Origin of the sequence: Candidatus Thiosymbion oneisti, from assembly GCF_004359955.1 — a bacterium.
GTDB lineage: Bacteria > Pseudomonadota > Gammaproteobacteria > Chromatiales > Chromatiaceae > Thiosymbion > Thiosymbion oneisti.
Window position 1 is genome coordinate 97,089 of record NZ_SMSC01000007.1, and the last position, 20,276, is coordinate 117,364.

Genomic DNA, 20,276 nt, shown 5'->3' on the forward strand with positions numbered 1-20,276 from the left:
ATCCTTATCCGCCCCAGCCTTGGGGCGATACGTCGGAAGGACAATGCCGATAGTCAGCAACCGAACAGCAAGTGGCGGTAGTTGTAATTTTGTTGTTGGCGAATATAAGAACCTTCTCTCTGGCTCCCACGTTCCAGCGTGGGAGCAAGTCCGGACGCTCCAGCGTCATGAAACCTTGGCCGCTGGAGCGGCCATACCTGCGTTCCCACGCTGGAGCGTGGGAACGAGCAGTACGTTCGAAAGGCGATGCCGATGGTCAGCAACCGAACAGCAAGTGGCAAGCTCGCCTCTATCCTCCTCGCCGGTTGCCTGATACTGTGCCTGTTCGCCGGTGCGAGGGCGGCGGACCAGCCTGATCCCGATCCCAAGCCACCCAAACCGCCCACGTCGGCCGAGATCGCGGGTTATCGTGCCGCCCTGGAAGACCCCTTGGACTCGGTCGTCATCGCCGCCCGAGACATCGAGCGGGCAGAGATCATCCTGGCCCAACCATCCGTACTGCCGAAGGAATTGGCCCAGCGCCAGCGGGTTGTCGAGCTCTGGATGGAGGAGCCGACGCCTGCGGGTATCCAAACCCTCGCTATCAACGCCGAATTGGCGGCACTGTTACGTCCCTACGCCCGTGCCTTGACCAAGCTACTGATCGATAGGCACCCGGCCGTGAGGGATGCCGCCCAAGCGTTGATCAAGGCCCAGCCGGCGCTGCTGGATCTGCCTACGGAGACCCTGGCGGACTGGCTGAAAAGCGAGGGTCGGGAGAATCGGGCAAAACGACTCGGCGCGATACGGGCAGCCGATCTCAACCCAAAGCTGGCACGTGCCCACGCCCGTGTCTTGAGCAAGCTACTAGGCGATGAGGACCTGAACGTTCGAGACGCCACCCACGCACTGTTCAAGGCCCAACCGGCGCTGCTGGATCTGTCTACGAAGACCTTGGCGGACTGGCTGAAAGGCCGGAGTTTGGGGCAACGGGTCGGCGCGATATGGGCAGCCGATCTCGACCCAGAGCTAGCACGCCCCTACGCCCGTAATCTGAGCAAGCTACTGGGTGATGAAGAAAACTACGTTCAAGATGCCGCCCACGCTCTGTTTGAGGCCCAACCAGGGTTACTGGATCTGCCTACGGAGACCCTGGCAGCCTGGCTGCAGAGCGAGGATTGGACAAAACGGCTCGGCGCAATACGGGCAGCCAATCTCGACCCAGAGCTAGCACGCCCCTACGCCCGTAATCTGAGCAAGCTACTGGGTGATGAAGAAAACTACGTTCAAGATGCCGCCCACACACTGTTTAAGGAACAGCCGGAGTTGCTGGATCTGCCGGCAGAGACCCTGGCGGACTGGTTGCAGAGCGAGGATTGGACAAAACGGCTCAGCGCAATACGGGCAGCCAATCTCGACCCAGAGCTAGCACACGCCCACGCCCGTGCCTTGAGCGAGCTACTAGGCGATGAGGACCGGTACCTGGACACACGGGAGGGGGCGTATGGGGATGCGCCGAAGGGCTCGGAGGTTCGAGACGCCGCTTACGAGCTGTTCGAGGCCCAACCGGGATTGCTGGATCTGCCTACGGAGACCCTAGCAGCTTGGCTGCAGAGCGAGAATGAGGCAAAACGGCTCGGCGCGGTGCGGGCAGCCAATCTCGACCCAAAGCTGGCACGTGCCCACGCCCGTGATTTGAGCGAGCTACTAGGCGATGAGGACCAGTACGTGGACAAATGGGGAAGGCAGCAGGACTCGGAGGTTCGAGACGCCGCTTACGAGCTGTTCGAGGCCCAGCCGGGGTTGCTGGATCTGCCCCCGGAGATCCTGGCAGATTGGCTGCAGAGCGAGGATGGGTGGAAACGGCTCGGCGCGATATGGGCAGCCAAGCTCGACCCAAAGCTAGCACATGCCCACACCCGCACACTGAGCGAGCTACTGGGCTATGGGGACCCGGACGTGGACATGTGGGAAAGGCCGGGCTCAGAGGTGCAAGACGCCGCCTACGCGCTGTTCAAGGAACAGCCGGCGCTGCTGGATCTGCCAGCAGAGACCCTGGCAGATTGGCTGCAGAGCAAGGATGAGGCAAAACGGCGCGGCGCGATATGGGCAGCCAATCTCGACCCAAAGCTAGCACGTGCCCACGCCCGCACACTGAGCGAGCGGTTAGGTGATAAGGACTGGCGTGTTCAAAACGCCGTTTACGCGCTGTTCAAGGAACAGCCGGAATTGCTGGATCTGCCCGCGAAGACCCTGACAGCCTGGCTGCAGAGCGACGACGAGGCAAAACGGCTCGGCGCGGTGCGGGCAGCTACCTTCGATCCGAAGCTGGCGCGTCCTCACGCCCGCGCTTTGAGCAAGCAACTAGGCGATAGGGGTCGGAATCTCTATGATAATAGTTATAAGGTCTCGGATGTGAGCAACGCTGCCCACGCGCTGTTCAAGGAACAGCCGGAATTGCTGGATCTGCCCACAACGACCCTGGCAGTTTGGCTGCAAAGTGGGGATAAGGGAACACGACTCGGTGCCGTGTGGGCTGCTGATCTTGACTCAGCGTTGGCACGTCTTCACGCCCGCGATTTGAGCGAGCTATTGGGCGATGAGGACTCGGACGTTCGAGACGCCACCCAGGCGCTGTTCATGGAACAGCCGGGGTTGCTCGATCCATCCCTGGTCGCCCAGGCTCTGTTATCGCCCGACTCGGACCGCAGGCGGCGGATGCTGAATCTGGTCCATCTCTTGGACACACCGAATCTGTCGGGATTACCGCCCTTGCTGGAGGCCTGCCACCGGAAGATCGACCACGGTGGCGAGTTGCGTTTGGCTGCCCATCTGATGGGTGGGGGTAAGTCGGACTGGGAGGACCGATTAAGCTGGCTCGGTCGGCCCAAGCCTGAGCAGGTGGAGTCTCGTCTGAAAGAGATCCGTAATGACAACCAGGCCGCACACCAAACGCTGAAGATGTTTGCCGAAACCTGGAAGGCTACGGACGACTTCTCCAATACCCGCCGGGAGCTGGCCGACCGCATCCGGCGCCTGGTGGATATCCGCCAGGGTAAATGGAATACCCGAGACAAACCTTTGCTGGAGGAGCTAAAGCGCGGCCTACAACAGGCCGGATTCCCGACCGGCGATATCGACTGGGCTATCATCAGGATCGATCCCTTCGTTTGGCTGACGATTTCCGGCAAGATCCTCGCCGCCCATGCCCTGTTCTGGGCGCTTCTGATTCTGCTCTACCCGTGGGTACGGATGGTGCAGGCGTTGTTCTTCTGGAACCCTTGGATACGGCGTATTGCCGGGCTCGGCTATGTGGGTCTGCTGCTGGCCTGGATACCCTGGCTGCGGCGGCTATTATTCGCGCCCTTTCGTGTGCCGCTGCTCGCCGACGCGGCCTTGGATACCTTCAAAGACGACCGTTACTATCCGAGCTCTCTGGCCCGGCGTGAGCAGGATGGGGTCGAATCGGCCCGATCCGTGGTGGAGGCGATCCCGCGTATCGCTGGTCAGATCGTCCTGATCGGGGAATCCGGGCTCGGCAAGACCATGTTTCTGCGCCACCTGATACACCAAGCGCGGCTGATAACCGTCTATCTGCCGGCCTGGAGGTGCAATAAGGGGGTGCTGGCGGCGATACAGACCAAGCTGCACGGACCGGCGCGGGACCCCGACTATCTGCGCACCCTGATCTATGCCGGTGCGGTCGATCTCTGTATCGACGGCGTCAACGAGGTGGCGCCGGACACCCGTGAGCAGATCCGCTCTTTCGTCGAGGAACACTTCAAGGGCAACATTATCATCGGGGTTCAGCCCATCGACTGGCGGCTACCGGCTACCGCCCAGCCCTGGTTCCTGGAGCCCTTGACCGAGACGCAGATCGAGGCATTCCTGCTCTCCCGCGCCCCGTCGGACCCAAGCGCTGCGGAGGGTGCCGACTATGCCGATCGCTGCCGCCGCTTCCTGGCCGCAACCCTCTCCGAGGAGCAACCCGCCGAGGAACGCGCGGCCAACCAGCGGATACTGTCCAACCCCATGGATGCCACTGTGGTCTCGGCTATGCTGGCACGCAGCGAAAGGCCGGATCTGTTCCGGCTCCAGCAGCAGTGGTACGACACCATGGCCAGGGATTATGCGGCCAAGCACGCCGGCACCGAGTTTCCATTGAAGGTCTTTGCCGAGCGTATCTACCAGATGCGGGTGGACGACGAATCGACGCTGCCGGAGACCGAGTTCCCGGCCGAGGTCAAGGCCCTGACCGACCACAAGATGGCCGTTGTGCACCAATCCTCGGACGGCAAGGGCGAACTGGTCAAGCAGTGGTCCTTCCGCCACGACAAGATATGGGATTATTTCATCGTCCAGGCCTTTCGCGGCGCCGATAACGAACGCCCGAAAAAGTATCTGGGCGATGCCCGTTTCCGCGGCGTCTACTTCCTGCTCGCCCAGCTGATACCCCTGGACGCCGCCGAGCGATTGCGCGAGCAGCTGATCCAATACGCCGCCGACACCAAGGACCACAGCGTCAGCGACGACTTTATCCGCCTGTTACGGGAACGGCAGACGCCGCCCGCGCACACTGCGCCCTCGGACCCTCCCAAATGAGGCTAGGTCCTGTTGACATTTAACCTAACCGTTTGCTTTTCATACGTTAGGTAACCGCAATGCTCAAGCGGTCCGCACAGCGGACCCTACCCTAACCACTTGATTGACTGTAGGGTCCGCTGTGCGGACCTGCTAAATGTTAAGAACACAGAGGACTCCAAGAAAGGAACCGATCAATTCTCTGTGTTCTCCGTGTCCTCTGTGGTTCAAAATCAAGGCGAACGCAGGTTCTCATCGAGCCCCCGGAAGGACTTTTGCGACACCCTCTAAGTCAAATCTTCCAGACAGCGCCAAATCATTCAGGATTGTTGCCACCCGCCGGAAGCCAATTCACGAGGATTCGCGTGATGCGTCGTTTCTCCTCTTTTTTGCCGACCGTAACGCTCAACTCAATGGCATTGGATTGGAAGGCCGGAGCAGGTCGTGTTAGCCTCCGCCCCATGCTCTTCAGCTTCCCGTCCCACCAGCCTCATGAGCGCCGACACCATTCTGCCCCAGCTCTTGGAGCTGATCTGCGACCTCTACGACGACTCGCAGGGCTTTCTGGACCGCACCGACGATGCCCAGCGCTGGTACAACCGGGGCTATGCCAACGGCGTTATCCATGCCCTCCAACGCCTGGGCTACGCGCGCCATGTGGCCGCGGCCCTGGAGCTGGACGCGCAGGACCCGAGCGCGGGCCATGAGGCCCTGCCCTGGGGCAGGGCCTACCGTCATGGCTGGGAAATGGGGCGGAAAGAGACCTATGACGTCATGGAGACCGGCTAACCCATGAAGATTGTCACCTTCAACATCAACGGCATTCGCGCCCGGCACCACCAATTGGAGGCGCTGCAGGCCCGGCACGACCCGGATATCATCGGTCTCCAGGAAAGCAAGGTGGCCGACGACGCCTTTCCCCGGGAGGCGGTCGAGGCCCTAGGCTACCAACCCCACTACTTCGGCCAGAAATCCCATTACGGCGTCGCCTTGCTGAGTAAACAGGCGCCGCTGGAGGTCATCAAGGGCCTGCCCGACGAGGCTGAAGACGCCCAGCGCCGCTTCATCATGGGCCGTTACGCCTTACCGGAGGGCCGCGAGCTCACCCTGATCAACGGCTACTTCCCCCAGGGCGAGAACCGCGATCACCCAGTCAAGTTTCCCGCTAAACAGAAGTTCTACGCCGACCTGACCGCCTTCGTCCGCGCCAGCTTTACGCCGGACCAGAATCTGGTGATCCTCGGCGACATGAACGTGGCGCCCCTAGATCTCGACATCGGCATCGGCGCCGACAACGCCAAGCGCTGGCTGCGCACGGGCAAATGCAGCTTCCTGCCGGAGGAGCGGGAGTGGTTCACGACCCTGACCGACTGGGGACTCCAGGATGCCTACCGCGCACTTCACCCCCAAACCGATGACCGCTTCAGCTGGTTCGACTACCGCAGCCGGGGGTTCGAGCGCGATCCCAAGCGCGGCCTGCGTATCGACCTGATACTGGTCACGGCCCCCCTGCGCGAGCGCCTGGTGGATGTCGATATCGACTACGACATCCGCGGCATGGAGAAACCCTCCGACCACTGTCCGGTGTGGGCCAGTTTCGAGCTTTGAACCGAGACCGGAAGATTTATCCGCAAATCAACGCAAATACACGCAAATGGATCAAGAACCATGACGATAAGACATCTTGAAAATAGATGTTTTCACCAATCAAAAGACTCTAACCTATTGATTATTGAGACGTTCCCTTGACGAAAACCGTATTTTCCAAGGTGCTCGACAGCGGATCGATTTCGACCGATTTGCATTCATTTTCAGATGGTGGGCGCAGGATCCGCTGCGTAGACCTTTTCCCTCAAGCAAGCTTATGAAGATGAAGATACCGCTGATTGCCGTTTCGCCGGTGCTGATACTCGGGGGCTGCACGACGATTAAAATTACGGGTAGTGGCTAAATTTTAAGTGATGAAGTCTGCCGACCCTTACCCCGTCATTTCGGCAGGGATTGCCGGAATCCAGGCGCCAGGGATGGCAAAAGCAGTGGGGGTCGAATCGTTAAGTCGCACAACCATGTCACTTTGAATTTAACCACTACCAAATTACGGATCGCGGTGGCGTAGTTACTATAAGGATGCCCTTTCTGTATTAGGACAATTTGATTCGAACTCTAAAGTTGACTCTAAAAAGAGCCCCAATACGTTAGGAGCAAAGGTTGGACTTGGAAAGGCTCTTTATGGATTCCAGACTGCTTTGCCTTGGCCGCAGAGTCCTATTGTTTCGCGCTGCCGAACCGTTCACTGCCTTCACCACACCCCCTGGTTGCACCGCGGTCTTGCGCGGGAGTGTAGGATGCGGTGAGCGCGGTTGGTCGTTCAGGATGGCATCACCAGGAGGCGCGAACCGCATCAATGGACGCCCACGGGGAACCGCATCGATGAGCCGGAAGCCAAAGATGCGGTTCGCGCCGGTCGCTCCCGCGCCCGACGCTCACCACATCCTACGGCTCCATGCCGGGGGGTGGAGGAGAGATCAGTCCAGAATCCATAAAGAGCCTAAACCTTAACTACTACCACCGACCGGTGTCCACCGCGAGCCGATGACCGTTTGACTCCTAGGCAGTCGTTGCCGGACCTAAAATGTCACCTATGGACCCAAACATATCTCAGCACCCCCCCCTTCCCAACGGCTCGGATATCGGCGGGTACGATATCACCCAGACCCTGGGATCCGGCACCTTCGGTATCGTTTATCGTGCCGAGGGACACGTACTCAAAGACCCGGTCGCCATCAAGGAGTTTTTTCCGCGGGATATCGCCGATCGCGTCGACACCGGGCAGGTTACGCCGAAGCAGGATCACGCGGAGGAGTTTGCCTGGGCGCTGGATCGCTTCGTCAGCGAGGCGAAGACGCTCCGCAGATTGGCCGAGCCGGAGCCGCATCCGAACATCATCCAGGTCCGGCACGTCATCGAGAAGAACGGTACCTCCTATTTCGTCATGAAGTGGGAGGAGGGGGAAGCACTGGAGGCCGTCCTCAAGCGCGAGCCGCCCTGGGACGAGGAACCTCTGCGCAGGCTTCTGGATGCGTTGCTCGCCGGGTTGGAGCATGTCCACAACGCGGATGTGCTGCATCGGGACATCAAGCCGAGCAACATCCTGATCCGACCTGACGGCACGCCCGTTTTGATCGATTTCGGATCGGCACGTCGGGTCTCCGGCGACCAGGACCTGTCCAAATATGTACAGCTGACGCCGGCCTTCGCACCGCCGGAGCAACAGTATGGTCAGTATGGAAAGTGGACGGACATCTACAGCCTCGCCGCAACCCTGTTCTATGCGCTCACCGGTCGCAAGCCGGACCCCGTTGCAGCGGCGCGCCCTCGACTCGCCGACGAGTTGCAGGGCCGGTACACGGACGGCTTCTTATGCGGCCTCGATGAGGCCCTGGAGCTGAATTACCGAGAGCGACCGCAATCCGTCGCCGAGTGGCGTTCGTCGTTGGGCTTGGGGCCGGATCGGAGCACGACCGATCCGCTCGAGACGCGACATGGAACCCCGAGCGGTGACTCGGAGGCAACTATCGTCATGCCGCAACCGGGGCCTGACCAGCAGGGGCAAGCGGATTCGCCCACGGTCGTTCTATCCACCCCCCCGGACCCGGAAGTCATAGGCCGGTCACTTGCCGTAGATCCAGGCCGCTCCGACCCGGCCGGAGACGAGTCGCGGTCCAAGCGTGCCGATTGGTGGAGGACCCATTGGCTGAGCGCCCTGTCGCTTGTGGTGGTAACGGGAATCATGGCGCTGCTGGCCTGGTTGTGGGTCGAACGAAATGGTGGCGGGGTAATCCCCGGGCAAGCCCGACCACCCGAGCAGTCTTACCAAGATCCGGTGCCGGCACCTTCATCCCAAAGCCCGGAATCCGACGCATCAGCGACCAGGGATGACTCAACGCCACCACCGGGACAGGAACCCAGCCCACACGCGGAAGTAGCCGCGCCACCAACAGTGGTGATACCTTCCAAGCCATCTCCGGCACCACTTACCCCGGCGCAACCAATCGCCGATGTGCTTGAGGGCTTCGACTGCACTCCACTGCAAGTAGAGAGGCTTGCGGAAGGCGACTACGCAATCAGCGGTCACGTCGCCGGTCAGACCGATCTTAGGCGACTGGATGCCGAGTTGGGCGCAATCGCCCAGGCTAGGATCGACATCAGTGGCGTATCGGTGGTACCGCGCCCTCTGTGCCCCCTACTGAAGCTGATAGGCCCCTATTCCACCGCGCGGCGACTCGCCATCGTGCCCAACCATCCTAGTGGCCACTACACCACCGGCGACGACTTCAGGGTTGCCTTCCGCAACAGTGACCAGGCTTCGGGGCGGCTGTACGCCTTCTATATCGGCTCCGCAGGCGAGGTCTATGCACCACCCGAGGCGTTTAATCGGCTCTTGTACGTCGGCGCCGAAGTGGGGCTAACAGGCTACGAGGCCAGTGCACCTGGAACGGATCTTATACTCGCCCTCTGGTGCCGAGGTGTGACCTTGCCGCAGCACTTGGGCGAGCCGGACCGCATCGAGGACTTTCTGCCGGCACTTGAGGAAGCCCTAAAGGAGCATACACCCAATTGCGGTACAGCTTGGCGCTTCATCGAGATTCACTGATCCGTTGCGCCAGGGAGCGTTCTCAATTGAGAAAATTTATCAGAAGAATCAATCCTGTAGGCTGGGGTGAGCTTGCGAACCCCAGCATTGGTCCGCGTAGGGCGGGAAAGCGCAGCGCATCCCGCCAAAAGTCTTCCGGCGGGTTGCGACCATCCCTGGTCTTACCCGCCCTACGAGCTACGAGCTCTGGCTACCTGGCGGATGCGGTTCGCTAAATGTCAACAGATCTAAGGGATGGTGAGCACCTGACCGACGCGGATGCGGTCACCCTCGAGGTTGTTGGCGCTGCGCAGGGAAGTCAGGCTCACGTCGTAATGTTTGGCAATCTCCAGGAGCGTGTCGCCGTGGTTGATCACGTGACGACGCCCCTTGCCTCTACCTCTACCGGCAAGTTTGGTTCCCGGCGGTGGATGGCGGGTGAAATAGGACTTGATGCCGGCCAATATGGCACCGGCAAGCTTCGCCTGATGTTCGTTGCTGCGCAGACGCTTCTCCTCCTCCGGGTTGGAGATGAAGGCAGTCTCGACCAGGATGGAAGGTATATCCGGCGATTTGAGGACCACAAAGCCCGCCTTCTGAACCTTGCCCTGGTGAACCGCCCCTACCTTTTGGAGGTTGGTGAGCACCCGCTCCGCCGCCAGGTTGCTGTGCTCCAGGGTGGCGTTCTGGGTCATGTCCAGGAGTACGGTGGCCAAGAGGCTGTCGTTCTCGCTCAGATCGACGCCGGCGATGAGGTCGGCACGGTTTTCCTTGTCCGCTAGCCACTTGGCGGCCTCGCTACTGGCCCCGCGGTGGGAAAGGGTATAGACGGACGAGCCGCGCACCCGCCGATCGCGGAAGGCATCGGCATGGATCGAAACGAACAGGTCCGCCCGATGCTTGCGCGCCAGCCCCATGCGCTTGCGCAAGCGAATAAAGTAATCGCCATTGCGGATCAGCACCGGCCGCATACCCCGCTCTTTCTTCACCAGCCGCGCCAGCCTGCGGGCAATCCGCAAGGTAATGTCCTTCTCCCGCGTGCCCTTGGCACCGACGGCGCCCGGATCTTCGCCCCCATGCCCGGCGTCGATGGCAATGGTGACATCCCTCAGCCGGGTCCGGACAGGAGGCCGTGGCTTGCCGCCCTTGGCCTTCTTCCCCCCCGTCCCCTTCCTGATCGGAACCAGATCCACCACCAGTCGATGACCATACTGCTCGTTGGGTTGCAGCAGGAAGCTCTTGGCGCGGACCTGCTGCTTGAGGTCCAGCACCAGACGCAGATCATCGCCTGCACGTACCCCACTGCGCAGACCGATCAGCAGGGGCTCGTTGGCCTTTATGGTCGGCAGCTTGTCCTTGAGCCGGGCATCCGGGACATCGATGACCAAACGGTAGGGATGCTCGAGGGGAAAGATCTTGTGAGATACCGGCGCCGCAGTATCCAGTACCAACCGGGTGCGATCGGGTGCCGTCCAGATGCGGGCACCACGGACATCCACTTGTTGCGCTTGGAGGGGTAATGACAGCAACAGTAAAAACAGTGCGATCAGCCGGTACATTGGGGGCCCCGATGCGCGGGAATTCGGTGGTGAAAGGGAGTTTTAGAATAACAGAATTTTCCCGGTCTTCACAAAAGAAAACGGGTGATTAGGTTTGCTTTTTAAATGTTCGATGAACTCTTGTTGCAAGGCGGATCGCTACGGACCGCCCGCGCTACAGGTCTCCTCGCAGGCCGCCAAGGTCTCGAACGGGACCCACCCCCCACAGCCCCCATATCGGAACCCATAGCACCTGTCGGAGCGGTAATCGTAAAAGTAGCGGATAACAGATGCTTTGCAGGGTCCGGGGTCCGGCTTGTCCAGGCAATGCACGGGTAAGAAATTGTTTCGCGTCGAACGCTCACCACCACCGCCGCACCCGCCGAGGCCGAGCGCAACCATTAGGAGTAGCACCGACCACGAGGCATGCCGGGGCAATCCCCCCAGCGTGACGGAGATAGGGGTCGCAGGTGTTTTCAAATCGCCCCTCCCGGTGCTTATCCCCGCAGCCACATGACTTGATAAGGTGCGAGCTGGAGCGGCCCGAGCTCGGCACCCGCGCCGGACCAACCCTGGATGAGCTCGCTCCACTGCCGTTGCTCGAAGTCGTGCTCGATCTGCTGCGGCTGGACCTCCAGCGGCTCGGCGGTGAGGTTGGCAAGGACCCGAATCCGCTCGGAGCCGTCGGGTACCGTCCGCTCGATGCCGAACAGCCCCGCCGGTAGCTGTAAGGCCCGCTGGGGACCATCGGGATGAAATGCGGCCTGCGCGCGCCGGATCCCCAGCAGGCGCCGGTACTCGGCCAGGACCCGACTCGCCGGTTGGACCGCGTCTCCGAGCAGGTCCTCCAGCTCCGCCAACCCCCATTTCCGGCGGTTGATGGTGCGGGCGCGGCCGGTTTCTTCGACCCCCGCCAGCCAGTTCGGGGCCGCGACCAGGCTGTTGAAGTAGATACCCGGTACTCCCTGGAGGCTCAGCATGATGGTCTGGGAGCACAGGAACCGGGCGATGCCGACATCGCTGTCCTTCCGTCCGGGGGCGCTCAGGGCATCGAAGTAGGTGATGTTCAGCTCATAGGGCGTCCGGGAACCATCCGGGTTCTCCCGCCAGGAGACCTGCCCGCCCTTCTGTTGCATCCGCTCTACCAGCGCCTCGAACTCGGCGTCCGGCAACAGCCCTTCCAGGGGGCGCAGGCCAATACCGTCGTGGGAGGCGGTGAAGTTGAAGAAGGTGCAACCCAGCGGCGGAGGTTCGAGCCCCGTGACCCAGTCCATGAGATAGCGGGACTCTCCGGTCTCCAGCGCATGCAGCAACAAGGGCGGCAGGCTGAACTGATAGACCATGTGGGCCTCGTCCCCGGCACCGAAATAGCCGATGTTCTCCTGGTGCGGGACATTGGTCTCCGTGAGCAGGATGATCCCCGGTGCCAGCAGATCCAGCACATCGCGCAGGATCTTGACCACCAGGTGGGTCTGCTCCAGATGGATGCAGTTGGTACCGACCGTCTTCCACAGATAGGCGACGGCATCCAGGCGAATGATGCGGGCGCCGTTGCGCACGTAGAACAACAGGATATCCAGGTACTCAAACAGCACGTCCGGGTTGCTGAAGTCCACGTCGATCTGGTCGTGGCTGAAGGTCGCCCATACCAGCCGCTCGCCGGACGGCGTCTGCACCGGGCGCAGCAGCGGCGAGGTGCGGGGACGGGTGACGGTGCTTAAGTCCGTATCCGGCTCCACCTCGATGAAATAGTGCCGTTCCGGGGCAATCCCGTTGGCGAAGTTGCGGAACCAATTGCTCTGGCTGGAGACATGGTTGATGACCAGGTCCACCATCAACCGAAACCGGTCGTCCGCGCCCAGGGCCTCGATGTCCTCCCAATCACCGAGGGCCGGATCCACCTGCCGATAGTCGATGACCGCAAAGCCGTCGTCCGAGCTGGAGGGAAAAAAGGGCAGCACATGGACCGCGGACAGGGTATCGCTCAGATGATTCTCCAGGAAACGCAGCAGGGAGCGCAGGGGCGGTTCCCCTTCGCCGCGCACCATGTCCCCGTAGGTAATGAGCACGGCGTCGCGCTGGTCCCAGCGGACGCGGCCGCAGGGCTCATCCGGGCAGGTGCCGACCCCGTAACGCCCGGCGAGCAGGTGGATTCGGCTCAGCATTCGCGGCAGTTCATCCTGTCCGTAAAGCGCTGACAGGTGCGTCCTGAGGCGTTGATAGACGGTGCGATCGACGACCAGCATGGCTCACTCCGTCAGGTTACGAATGTTGGCGATGATCAGGCGCAGACTGTTCCGCAACACCCGGTAGCTGAAATAGCGTTCGGCAACCCGGTAGTTGTGCTCCACCAGCTGTTCCCGGTAGTCCGGGTCCTCCAGGATGCGCCTGGTTTCCTCCACCAGATCACGGTCGATGAAGCCCTTGACGGTCGGCAGGGAGATCCCCTTGGGTACGATATCGCGGCTATAGACCGAGTAGTTTCCGATCACCAGCGGCTTGCGGAAGTAGATGGCCTCCAGCAAGGCGTTACCGAAGCCCTCGTACAGGCTCGGAAAGGTCACCAGATCGGCATGGGGGTAGAGGTCCTTGAGGACATAGATCTTACGCCCGTCTTCATTGAGCTGGCGGCGGTCGGCGACCCGGGCCTCGAACAGGATCAATTCCACCTTCTCATCCCGTGCCAGCGCGCAGAGTTCCTTGCAGTAGATAAGCCCCTCGTCCCCAGCCGCGTGGGACACCACCAGCTTGCAGCGCGAATCCTCGATCCGCCGCAGCAGGTGGATGGCGTGCTCGATGCCCTTGCGGGGAATCACCCGGGTCGGTTGCAGGATCAGCAGATCGCCGGGAGCGAGCCCGATCTCCTCACGGACATCGGCGGCATAGTCGTCGATCGGATCGGGTGGGTTCTCGTAGTCCAGCACGTTGGGGATGAGCAGACTGGAGATCCCCTTGCGCCACCCGAGCTGATCCTTCGCCGCCTGATTGATCACCACGTGCTGCAGATGCGGGATGCGCGGCGGGAAGGCCATCTCCAAATAGTCCCCCACGGCCGAGATCTGGAACCGCTGGCGCTCCCAATGGAAGTCGTGGTGATGGGCGATCGCAGGCATCCGGGTCTCGAGCAGAAACTCAGTCACGGCCACCCCGAGCGGGATATGCATGGGGATGGTGAGTACATTCTGCAGGATCAGGATGTCCAGCTCGAACCGTTCCCGATACTCGTAAAGGGTACCCTTGAGATATTCGGCCAGCTCGCGGATGCGCCGGCTGGCCTCCTGACCGCGACTCGTGCGGTCCCAGAGTCGCTCGTTGATCCAGCGATTCTCCGAATGCCCGAAGAAGGCCTCGGGGACACATAGGCTCATCTCCGGATCCCGGTCCAGCACCCCTCCGTACCAGTAGCTTACGTGCTGGTCCTGCCAGAGTACCTCTGCCCACTTCGCCGCCTCCAGGGAGACGCCGTCGGTACCCGCGAATCGGGTCGAGACAAAACCGATGTTTTCCGGCGTTTTCATGGTCGTGCATTAGCAGTCTATAATCGACCCTAGTTTCCTGCAGCGATCCTGCCTAAGAAATTTTCACGGTTGCATTATATGCGTGTTGCGATGAAAGATCCTGGAACACAAGAAGTGTCGAATCGAATATCATCACAAAATACTGACACATGATAGCACATTTTGCTATCATAGAGAAAATGAATGAATAAACGGCATCGGAACACTTTAAGCGATATTTTCAGAACGCCAGTTCCTACCACATTGGAATGGAGGGATATTGAAGCCCTTTTCATGGCACTTGGCGCCAGATCCATTGAGGGGAGAGGTTCGCGGGTACGGTTTGAACTGAATAATGTTGTCGCCACTTTCCACCGTCCCCATCCTCAGAAAGAGGCAAAGCCATACCAAGTGCGTGATGCCCGACGTTTTCTACAGCAGGTAGGAATAGCACTATGAACACAATGACTTATAGAGAATATGCAGCTCGAATCGACTATAGTGACGACGATGGCTGCTTTATCGGTCATATTGCAGGTATCAATGATGTCGTGGGTTTTCACGGCGAATCCGTCGCAGAACTGCGTACTGCTTTCGAAGAAGCAGTTGATGATTATCTTGAAACTTGTGAAAAGCTGAATCGCCCGCCGCAAAAACCCTATTCCGGAAATCTTATGTTGCGCATTCCACCAGAAGTTCACGCCGCGATTGCCCTGGCGGCTGAAGTTAGTGGAAAGAGTATCAACCAATGGGCGACTGATATGTTCGCCGATACCCTACAAGCGAATCCACAATAACCGGAGATTTGATAGCCTGACAAGACGCTGTATCTGGCTCCCACGCTCCCTATTGCCCGTTATGCCCTTCACCAAATAGTTTCTACTAAGGTTGCATCCCTCAAATTTTGGTCAGCTTTAATAGCTTTTTTAGCTTTTTGGGTTAATTTGGAAGGCTCTAAAGCGTCCCAAATAATGGCGCAAGTGTCGAGCAAAACCATTTCATAGCGTCCCATCTGTCAGGTCCCGAATGCGCATCCTCATCAGTCACTTCCACCTGCAGACCGGCGGCGTCAGCCGGGTGATCGAGCACGCCTCTACGGCCCTTGCGGCGGCGGGTCATCGGGTGCTGGTCGTGGCCGGGGAGCCGCCCCGACAGCCCCTGCCGGAAGGCGTGGGCTTCGCCCCGGTACCGGCGCTTGCCTACGAGGAACACCGGCCCGCGGTGGGTCCCGCGGAGCTCGCGGCAGAGCTGGTGCGGACGGCCCGGGCGGGGCTGGGGGATGTGCCGGATCTGTGGCATATCCACAATCACTGCCTGGGCAAGAACCTGGCCCTCCCCGAGGCCCTGTGCACGCTGGCACGGCAGGGCCAGCGCCTACTGCTGCAGCCCCACGACTTCGCCGAGGACGGTCGCCCGGGCCTCTATGCCAGGCTGATCGAGGAGCTCGGTGGGAGAGATAGGGCGCGACTCTCCGCTCTGCTCTACCCCCAGGCCGCGCACCTGCATTATGCGGTCCTCAATGACCGTGATCGCGGCTTCCTGGCCGCCGCGGGCATACCCCACGACCGGCTGCATTTGCTGCCGAATGCGGTGAACCTGTCGCCGCCGGCGGATCGATCCGCCGACCCGTTTCCGGACCTTAGACTCTGGCTCTATCCCACCCGTGCCATCCGGCGCAAGAACCTGGGCGAGCTCTTGCTCTGGGCGACGCTGGCCCCGGAGCAGGACCTGTTCGCAACCACCCAGGCCCCCCAAAACCCGGCCGAACAGCCCCGCTACCGGCGCTGGGTGGCGTTGGCGCAAGCGTTGGGGCTCGGCCTGGAGTTCGAGCTCGGAAACCGCATCGATGATTTCCCCGCCCTCCTCGCCTCGGCCCACGCCCTGGTCACCACCAGCGTCGCCGAGGGCTTCGGTCTTGCCTTCCTCGAACCCTGGCTGGCGGGACGTCCCCTGGTCGGCCGCGACCTGCCCGAGATCACCCGCGACTTCGTAGCGGCCGGGCTCGACCTCGGGGGGCTCTACGAACGCCTGGAGGTCCCCCTGGACTGGCTCGACCGGGACCGCCTGCGCGGAGCCATGGACCAGGCCCTCACAGACCTGGCGGCTGCGTATGGCCGCCCCCAGACGCCCGACGACCTGGGGCGTCTGTGGGCGAGCGCCGTGCGCGACGGGCACATCGATTTCGGGCGCCTGGACGAAACCGCCCAGGAGGAGGTCATCCGTCACCTGGCCTCCAATCCCCACGACCGCGCCTCCCTGCGCCCCGCGCGCCTGCCCGACACCACTCCCGCGGACCGCATCACACACAACCGGACCCGGGCCGAGCGTGACTATTCCATCGCCGGCTATGGCCGCCGCCTCGAGCGCATCTATCGGTCGCTGTTGGACGCAACCCTCGATTCCAATCTGGGCGCCGCCGATGGGACGGTCCTGCTCGAACGGTTCCTGGCCCCCGAGCGCCTGTTGCTTCTGAGAACCTGACGAATCATTATGTCCCAGCCCATACCCGACTACCTGGTCGGTCGCATCCGGTATCTATCCACCCCCCTGGAACCCTGTCCGACGGATGTCGCCCCCCAGCTCGATCCCCTGCCTGGAATCCGAGCGGTGCTGTTCGATGTCTACGGCACCCTCGTCATCTCCGCCTCCGGGGACATCGGGCTGGCCGGGGAGCGGGATACCACCAGCGCCTTCGCCGCGGCCCTGGACGCCGCCGGCATAAGGGCCCCGGCCACTGCCGGTCCGGCCCGGCTCGAGCAGGCCATCCGTGCCTCTCATACGCAGCGCCAGGCCGCCGGCACCGAGTTCCCGGAGGTGGACATCCTGGCTGTCTGGGCCGAAGTACTGGGGGGCGAGGTGCCGGCGTCGCAGGACAAGCTCGCACGCTTGGCGGTGGAGTATGAGTGTCGTGTGAACCCGGTCTGGCCCATGCCGGGTCTGGCCCGGCTGCTGGCAGACCTGCGCCGACGTCCCCTGGTGCTAGGCATCGTATCCAACGCCCAGTTCTACACCCCCCTGATGCTGGAGGGCTTTCTCGGCGCCCCGCTCGCCGACCTGGGATTCGATACCGAGTGCTGCGCCTGGTCCTACCGCCTGCTGGAGGCCAAGCCCTCCACCCGCATCTACCAGGTAGCCCTTACCGGCCTGGATCGGGTCCACGGCATTGCACCGAGCGAGGTGCTCTATGTCGGCAACGATCTGCGCAACGACATCTGGCCGGCGTCCCTGACCGGTTGCCGTACCGCCCTGTTTGCCGGTGACGCCCGTTCCCTGCGCCTACGCGAGGACGATCCGTGCTGCGCCAGTGTGGTCCCCGACCGCGTCGTCACGGCCCTGTCCCAGACCACCGACGCCATCCTGCCGGCCGATTGAGCCGTAAGGCGCGAAGATCGAACCCCTACCCACAGCTGCTATCTCTGGTTGGGTAATGGCTAATGTATAAGTGATAACATGACCAACGGTACTGGCTACTATATCCCCTCTCCCGCCGGGAGAGGGGTTGGGGAGAGGGGATCAAAAAGATGAATCGCTCTACTTTTTCACTTATAGGTTTACCACTACCTCTGGTTGAAAGCCAAACTCAAAATGAGCTCCAAAATCGCAAAGTAACTCGCATAATCTCGACCAAACTCTTCGATCAGTTACAGAACCGACGGATGTAGTCCTCGTGAACCCGCCGTTTGTGCCGCAGCCTTTCACCCGTAGCGGGCTTGTAGCCGTGTCTGAGCTGCCGATTGATCGCTTCCACCAGCCGGCGCCTCTTCCAGCATTTTTCCGCTTGTCGGGCGAGCGCCGGGGGGTTTCTTTTCTCCGTTCTGCGCTTGCGGGTAGCGGCGGCGGGCGGGCCTTTGGGTTTCCGCTCGATCTTGGTCCGTGCCGGTTTCCAACCTGTCCTGCGGTCCTCGATCCGCATCTCCTGCCCCTCGGCACCACTGGTGCAGGGCGTTTGGCGAAACTCGAGATTGCCATTGGAAGCAACGCAGCGATAGACGCTGGTTGCGGCGCCGGCGGTTGCGGCGAATAGCAGGATCAACGGCGGGAAGGCGGCCATTACGAGTGGCGATCGGTGGCCGGTCCCTGCCGAACTCAACCCCTGTGCCATGTCGGAATAATTCCTTGTTCGGTCGCCCTGAGGCCTATCCCCCGGTAACCGGCGGAAAGAAGGCCACTTCGTCGCCGTCCTTGATTGGCGTCTCAGGACGGGCCATCTCTTGATTGACCGCTGCCAGGATAGTCTCGCCCTCCGCCAGATGCTCAGACCAGGCGCCGCCGCGATCACGCAGTAAGGCCATAAGGTCGCCGACTGTCGTCAGTTCGGCCGCGGCCGGGAGCTCCTCGCCGGCGGTCCCCAGTTGTTCACGCAAGCGGGCAAAGTAGAGGATCTTGATCATCCGGTGAGCTCGCTGAAGGGAATGAACTCGATGGGATCTCCCGCCTGCAAGACCCGACCCTCGGGGATGACGGCCAGACCGTTGGCCCAGGCCACGGAGGAGAGCACAGCGGAAGAGCGGTTGGGGTAGAGGCTTACCCGGGGTCGGCCACCCTCATCTGGCTCCAGGCGCGCGCGCTGGAACTCGCGGCGCTTGGCCGGTCGCGGCCATGTGAAGCCCACCTCGGCCGTCACCGCAGCGGGTCGGACAGAGCCCGCGATACCCTGCATGCGTCGGATGAAGGGCCGGGCGAACAGGCAGAAGGTGACGAACAGGGAGACGGGATTGCCAGGGCTGCCGATGAAGGGGGTCCGCCCCGTGCCGCTGTGGCCACCGATGTGGCCGAAGGCCAACGGCTTGCCGGGACGCATGGCGATCTGCCACAGGTCCAGGCTACCCAGGCGCTCCACCGCCGGCTTGACATGGTCCTCCTCGCCCACGGAGACACCGCCGCTGGCCAGAATCAGATCCGAGCGCTCGGCCGCCTCGGCCAGGGCCTCCATAGTGGCGTCCAGTGTGTCCCGGACGATACCCAGATCTCGGACCTCACAGCCCAGTTCTTCCAGCAAGCCGATCAGGGTAAAGCGGTTGGAGTTGTAGATCTGCCCAGGTCCCAAAGGGGTACCGGGCATGACCAGCTCGTCGCCGCTGGAGAAGACGGTGACCCGCAGGCGGCGGCGGACGGTCAGCTCGGCGGCGCCTACCGAGGCGGCGAGTCCCAGGTGTTGGGCCCTGAGACGGATACCGGCCGAGATGACCTGGGAGCCGGCGGCGATATCCTCGCCGGTACGGCGGATGTTGGCGCCGGCCTTGACGTCCGGGGGGACCCGAACCCAATCGCCATCGGTGGTGCACGACTCTTGGATGACCACCGTATCGGCACCCGCGGGTACGGGGGCGCCGGTGAAGATGCGCGCCGCCGTGCCGGACTCCAGGGATGGCCCGACGACGCCGGCCGGAATGCGCTGGGAGACGGGCAACCGGCCGCCGCTGGCCGCAAGGTCGGCGCTACGGACCGCGTAACCGTCCATGGCGCTGTTGTCCCAGCCGGGTACGTCGATAGTGCTCACCACGGACTCGGCCAGCACCCGCCCGAGCCCGGACCGGGTGGGGACCCGCTCGCTGTCCGCGATGGGCCGGGACTGGGCCAACAGGAGCTCAAGGGCCTCCTCCACGGACAGCTGTGACCGGGATATCTCGGAGCAGTCGTTATGCGTAGTCATGCGTTCCCCACGGAATGCCGAAAACCCTCTTTGCACCCCTAAGGTAGCAGCATGGATCGGGCAAAACCTGTGGGATGCGGTGAACGTAGCGAACCGTATCTTTGGATAGTCCGTGCCGACACAGAGATCTCTCCCTACGGTCGGGACGAGTGTTGGACACCTCCACCGTCCAAAGATGCGGTTCGCCGCCGGGTGCGTCCCGCGCCCGGCGGCTCACCCCATCCTACCGGCTTCGGCGGTTCAGAACCAGTAACGTAGGATGCGGTGAGCACGGTGGTTCTGGGCTTGCCGGCCAGTGTAAACCCTAGCCGCGCGAACCGCATCAATCGAGCCCGTAGGGCGGGCCAGGCGCGTGCGCCAGGCGCCGCGATTGTGGCGGCGGTGGGCGCGCCGTC

General features: G+C 61.9%; 16 protein-coding genes. 8 read left to right on the plus strand and 8 right to left on the minus strand.

Annotation, left to right across the window (positions count from 1 at the left end):
- Positions 1-252: 252 nt before the first annotated feature.
- The 4 genes from E1958_RS05510 to E1958_RS05525 all read left to right on the plus strand — a co-directional run bounded on the left by E1958_RS05510 (position 253) and on the right by E1958_RS05525 (position 9,214).
- A complete protein-coding gene (locus tag E1958_RS05510) occupies positions 253-4,581 on the plus strand; it encodes an ATP-binding protein (RefSeq protein WP_133510983.1) in 4,329 nt (1,442 codons plus the stop codon).
- Between the two features lie 471 nt (positions 4,582-5,052).
- Positions 5,053-5,349 (plus strand): hypothetical protein, encoded by a 297-nt coding sequence (locus E1958_RS05515; protein WP_133510984.1) that lies wholly within the window; start codon positions 5,053-5,055, stop codon positions 5,347-5,349.
- 3 nt (positions 5,350-5,352) lie between these two features.
- The gene (gene xthA, locus E1958_RS05520) at positions 5,353-6,168 is read left to right on the plus strand and encodes an exodeoxyribonuclease III (RefSeq protein WP_133510985.1); all 816 of its coding nucleotides are present in this window, start codon (positions 5,353-5,355) and stop codon (positions 6,166-6,168) included.
- A gap of 1,033 nt (positions 6,169-7,201) precedes the next feature.
- On the plus strand, positions 7,202-9,214 hold the full coding sequence (locus E1958_RS05525) for a serine/threonine protein kinase (RefSeq protein WP_165741596.1): 2,013 nt from the start codon (positions 7,202-7,204) through the stop codon (positions 9,212-9,214).
- Between the two features lie 227 nt (positions 9,215-9,441).
- Here the strand turns inward: E1958_RS05525 and E1958_RS05530 are convergent, their stop codons facing one another.
- The 4 genes from E1958_RS05530 to E1958_RS05545 form a co-directional block, all read right to left on the minus strand.
- Positions 9,442-10,752, minus strand: a complete 1,311-nt coding sequence (locus E1958_RS05530; protein WP_133510987.1) for an N-acetylmuramoyl-L-alanine amidase — start codon at positions 10,750-10,752, stop codon at positions 9,442-9,444.
- A 138-nt stretch (positions 10,753-10,890) separates the two neighbouring features.
- Entirely contained in the window at positions 10,891-11,133 is a 243-nt protein-coding gene (locus E1958_RS05535; RefSeq protein ID WP_089725467.1) for a BPTI/Kunitz domain-containing protein, read from the minus strand.
- A gap of 95 nt (positions 11,134-11,228) precedes the next feature.
- A complete protein-coding gene (locus E1958_RS05540) occupies positions 11,229-12,977 on the minus strand; it encodes a sugar phosphorylase (protein ID WP_133510988.1) in 1,749 nt (582 codons plus the stop codon).
- A gap of 3 nt (positions 12,978-12,980) precedes the next feature.
- Positions 12,981-14,249 carry a glycosyltransferase family 4 protein gene (locus E1958_RS05545; protein ID WP_133510989.1) on the minus strand — a complete coding sequence of 423 codons (1,269 nt, stop codon included), beginning with the start codon at positions 14,247-14,249 and terminating at the stop codon, positions 12,981-12,983.
- Positions 14,250-14,432: 183 nt separating this feature from the next.
- Between E1958_RS05545 and E1958_RS21615 the strand changes: the two genes are divergently transcribed.
- A complete protein-coding gene (locus E1958_RS21615) occupies positions 14,433-14,687 on the plus strand; it encodes a type II toxin-antitoxin system HicA family toxin (protein WP_089725473.1) in 255 nt (84 codons plus the stop codon).
- Complete coding sequence (locus E1958_RS05555) at positions 14,684-15,025, plus strand: type II toxin-antitoxin system HicB family antitoxin (protein ID WP_133510990.1); 342 nt, start codon at positions 14,684-14,686, stop codon at positions 15,023-15,025. Before E1958_RS21615 ends, E1958_RS05555 begins: the two co-directional genes overlap by 4 nt.
- Before the next feature lie 68 nt (positions 15,026-15,093).
- On the opposite strand, the gene E1958_RS20160 is transcribed toward E1958_RS05555, so the two are convergent.
- On the minus strand, positions 15,094-15,240 hold the full coding sequence (locus tag E1958_RS20160; protein WP_165741598.1) for a type II toxin-antitoxin system VapC family toxin: 147 nt from the start codon (positions 15,238-15,240) through the stop codon (positions 15,094-15,096).
- A 14-nt stretch (positions 15,241-15,254) separates the two neighbouring features.
- Between E1958_RS20160 and E1958_RS05560 the strand changes: the two genes are divergently transcribed.
- Together E1958_RS05560 and E1958_RS05565 are read left to right on the plus strand one after the other, a co-directional pair.
- Positions 15,255-16,709 (plus strand): glycosyltransferase family 4 protein, encoded by a 1,455-nt coding sequence (locus tag E1958_RS05560; RefSeq protein ID WP_133510991.1) that lies wholly within the window; start codon positions 15,255-15,257, stop codon positions 16,707-16,709.
- A gap of 9 nt (positions 16,710-16,718) precedes the next feature.
- On the plus strand, positions 16,719-17,600 hold the full coding sequence (locus E1958_RS05565) for an HAD family hydrolase (protein ID WP_133510992.1): 882 nt from the start codon (positions 16,719-16,721) through the stop codon (positions 17,598-17,600).
- Between the two features lie 265 nt (positions 17,601-17,865).
- On the opposite strand, the gene E1958_RS05570 is transcribed toward E1958_RS05565, so the two are convergent.
- The 3 genes from E1958_RS05570 to E1958_RS05580 are packed head-to-tail and all read right to left on the minus strand — an operon-like array spanning position 17,866 to position 19,881.
- Entirely contained in the window at positions 17,866-18,330 is a 465-nt protein-coding gene (locus E1958_RS05570; protein ID WP_133510993.1) for a DUF4124 domain-containing protein, read from the minus strand.
- Positions 18,331-18,364: 34 nt separating this feature from the next.
- Positions 18,365-18,619: a molybdopterin converting factor subunit 1 gene (gene moaD / locus E1958_RS05575; protein WP_133510994.1), complete on the minus strand. Its 255-nt coding sequence runs from the start codon at positions 18,617-18,619 to the stop codon at positions 18,365-18,367.
- Positions 18,616-19,881: a molybdopterin molybdotransferase MoeA gene (locus E1958_RS05580; protein WP_133510995.1), complete on the minus strand. Its 1,266-nt coding sequence runs from the start codon at positions 19,879-19,881 to the stop codon at positions 18,616-18,618. The genes moaD and E1958_RS05580 overlap by 4 nt, the downstream gene beginning before the upstream one ends.
- Positions 19,882-20,276 lie beyond the last annotated feature (395 nt).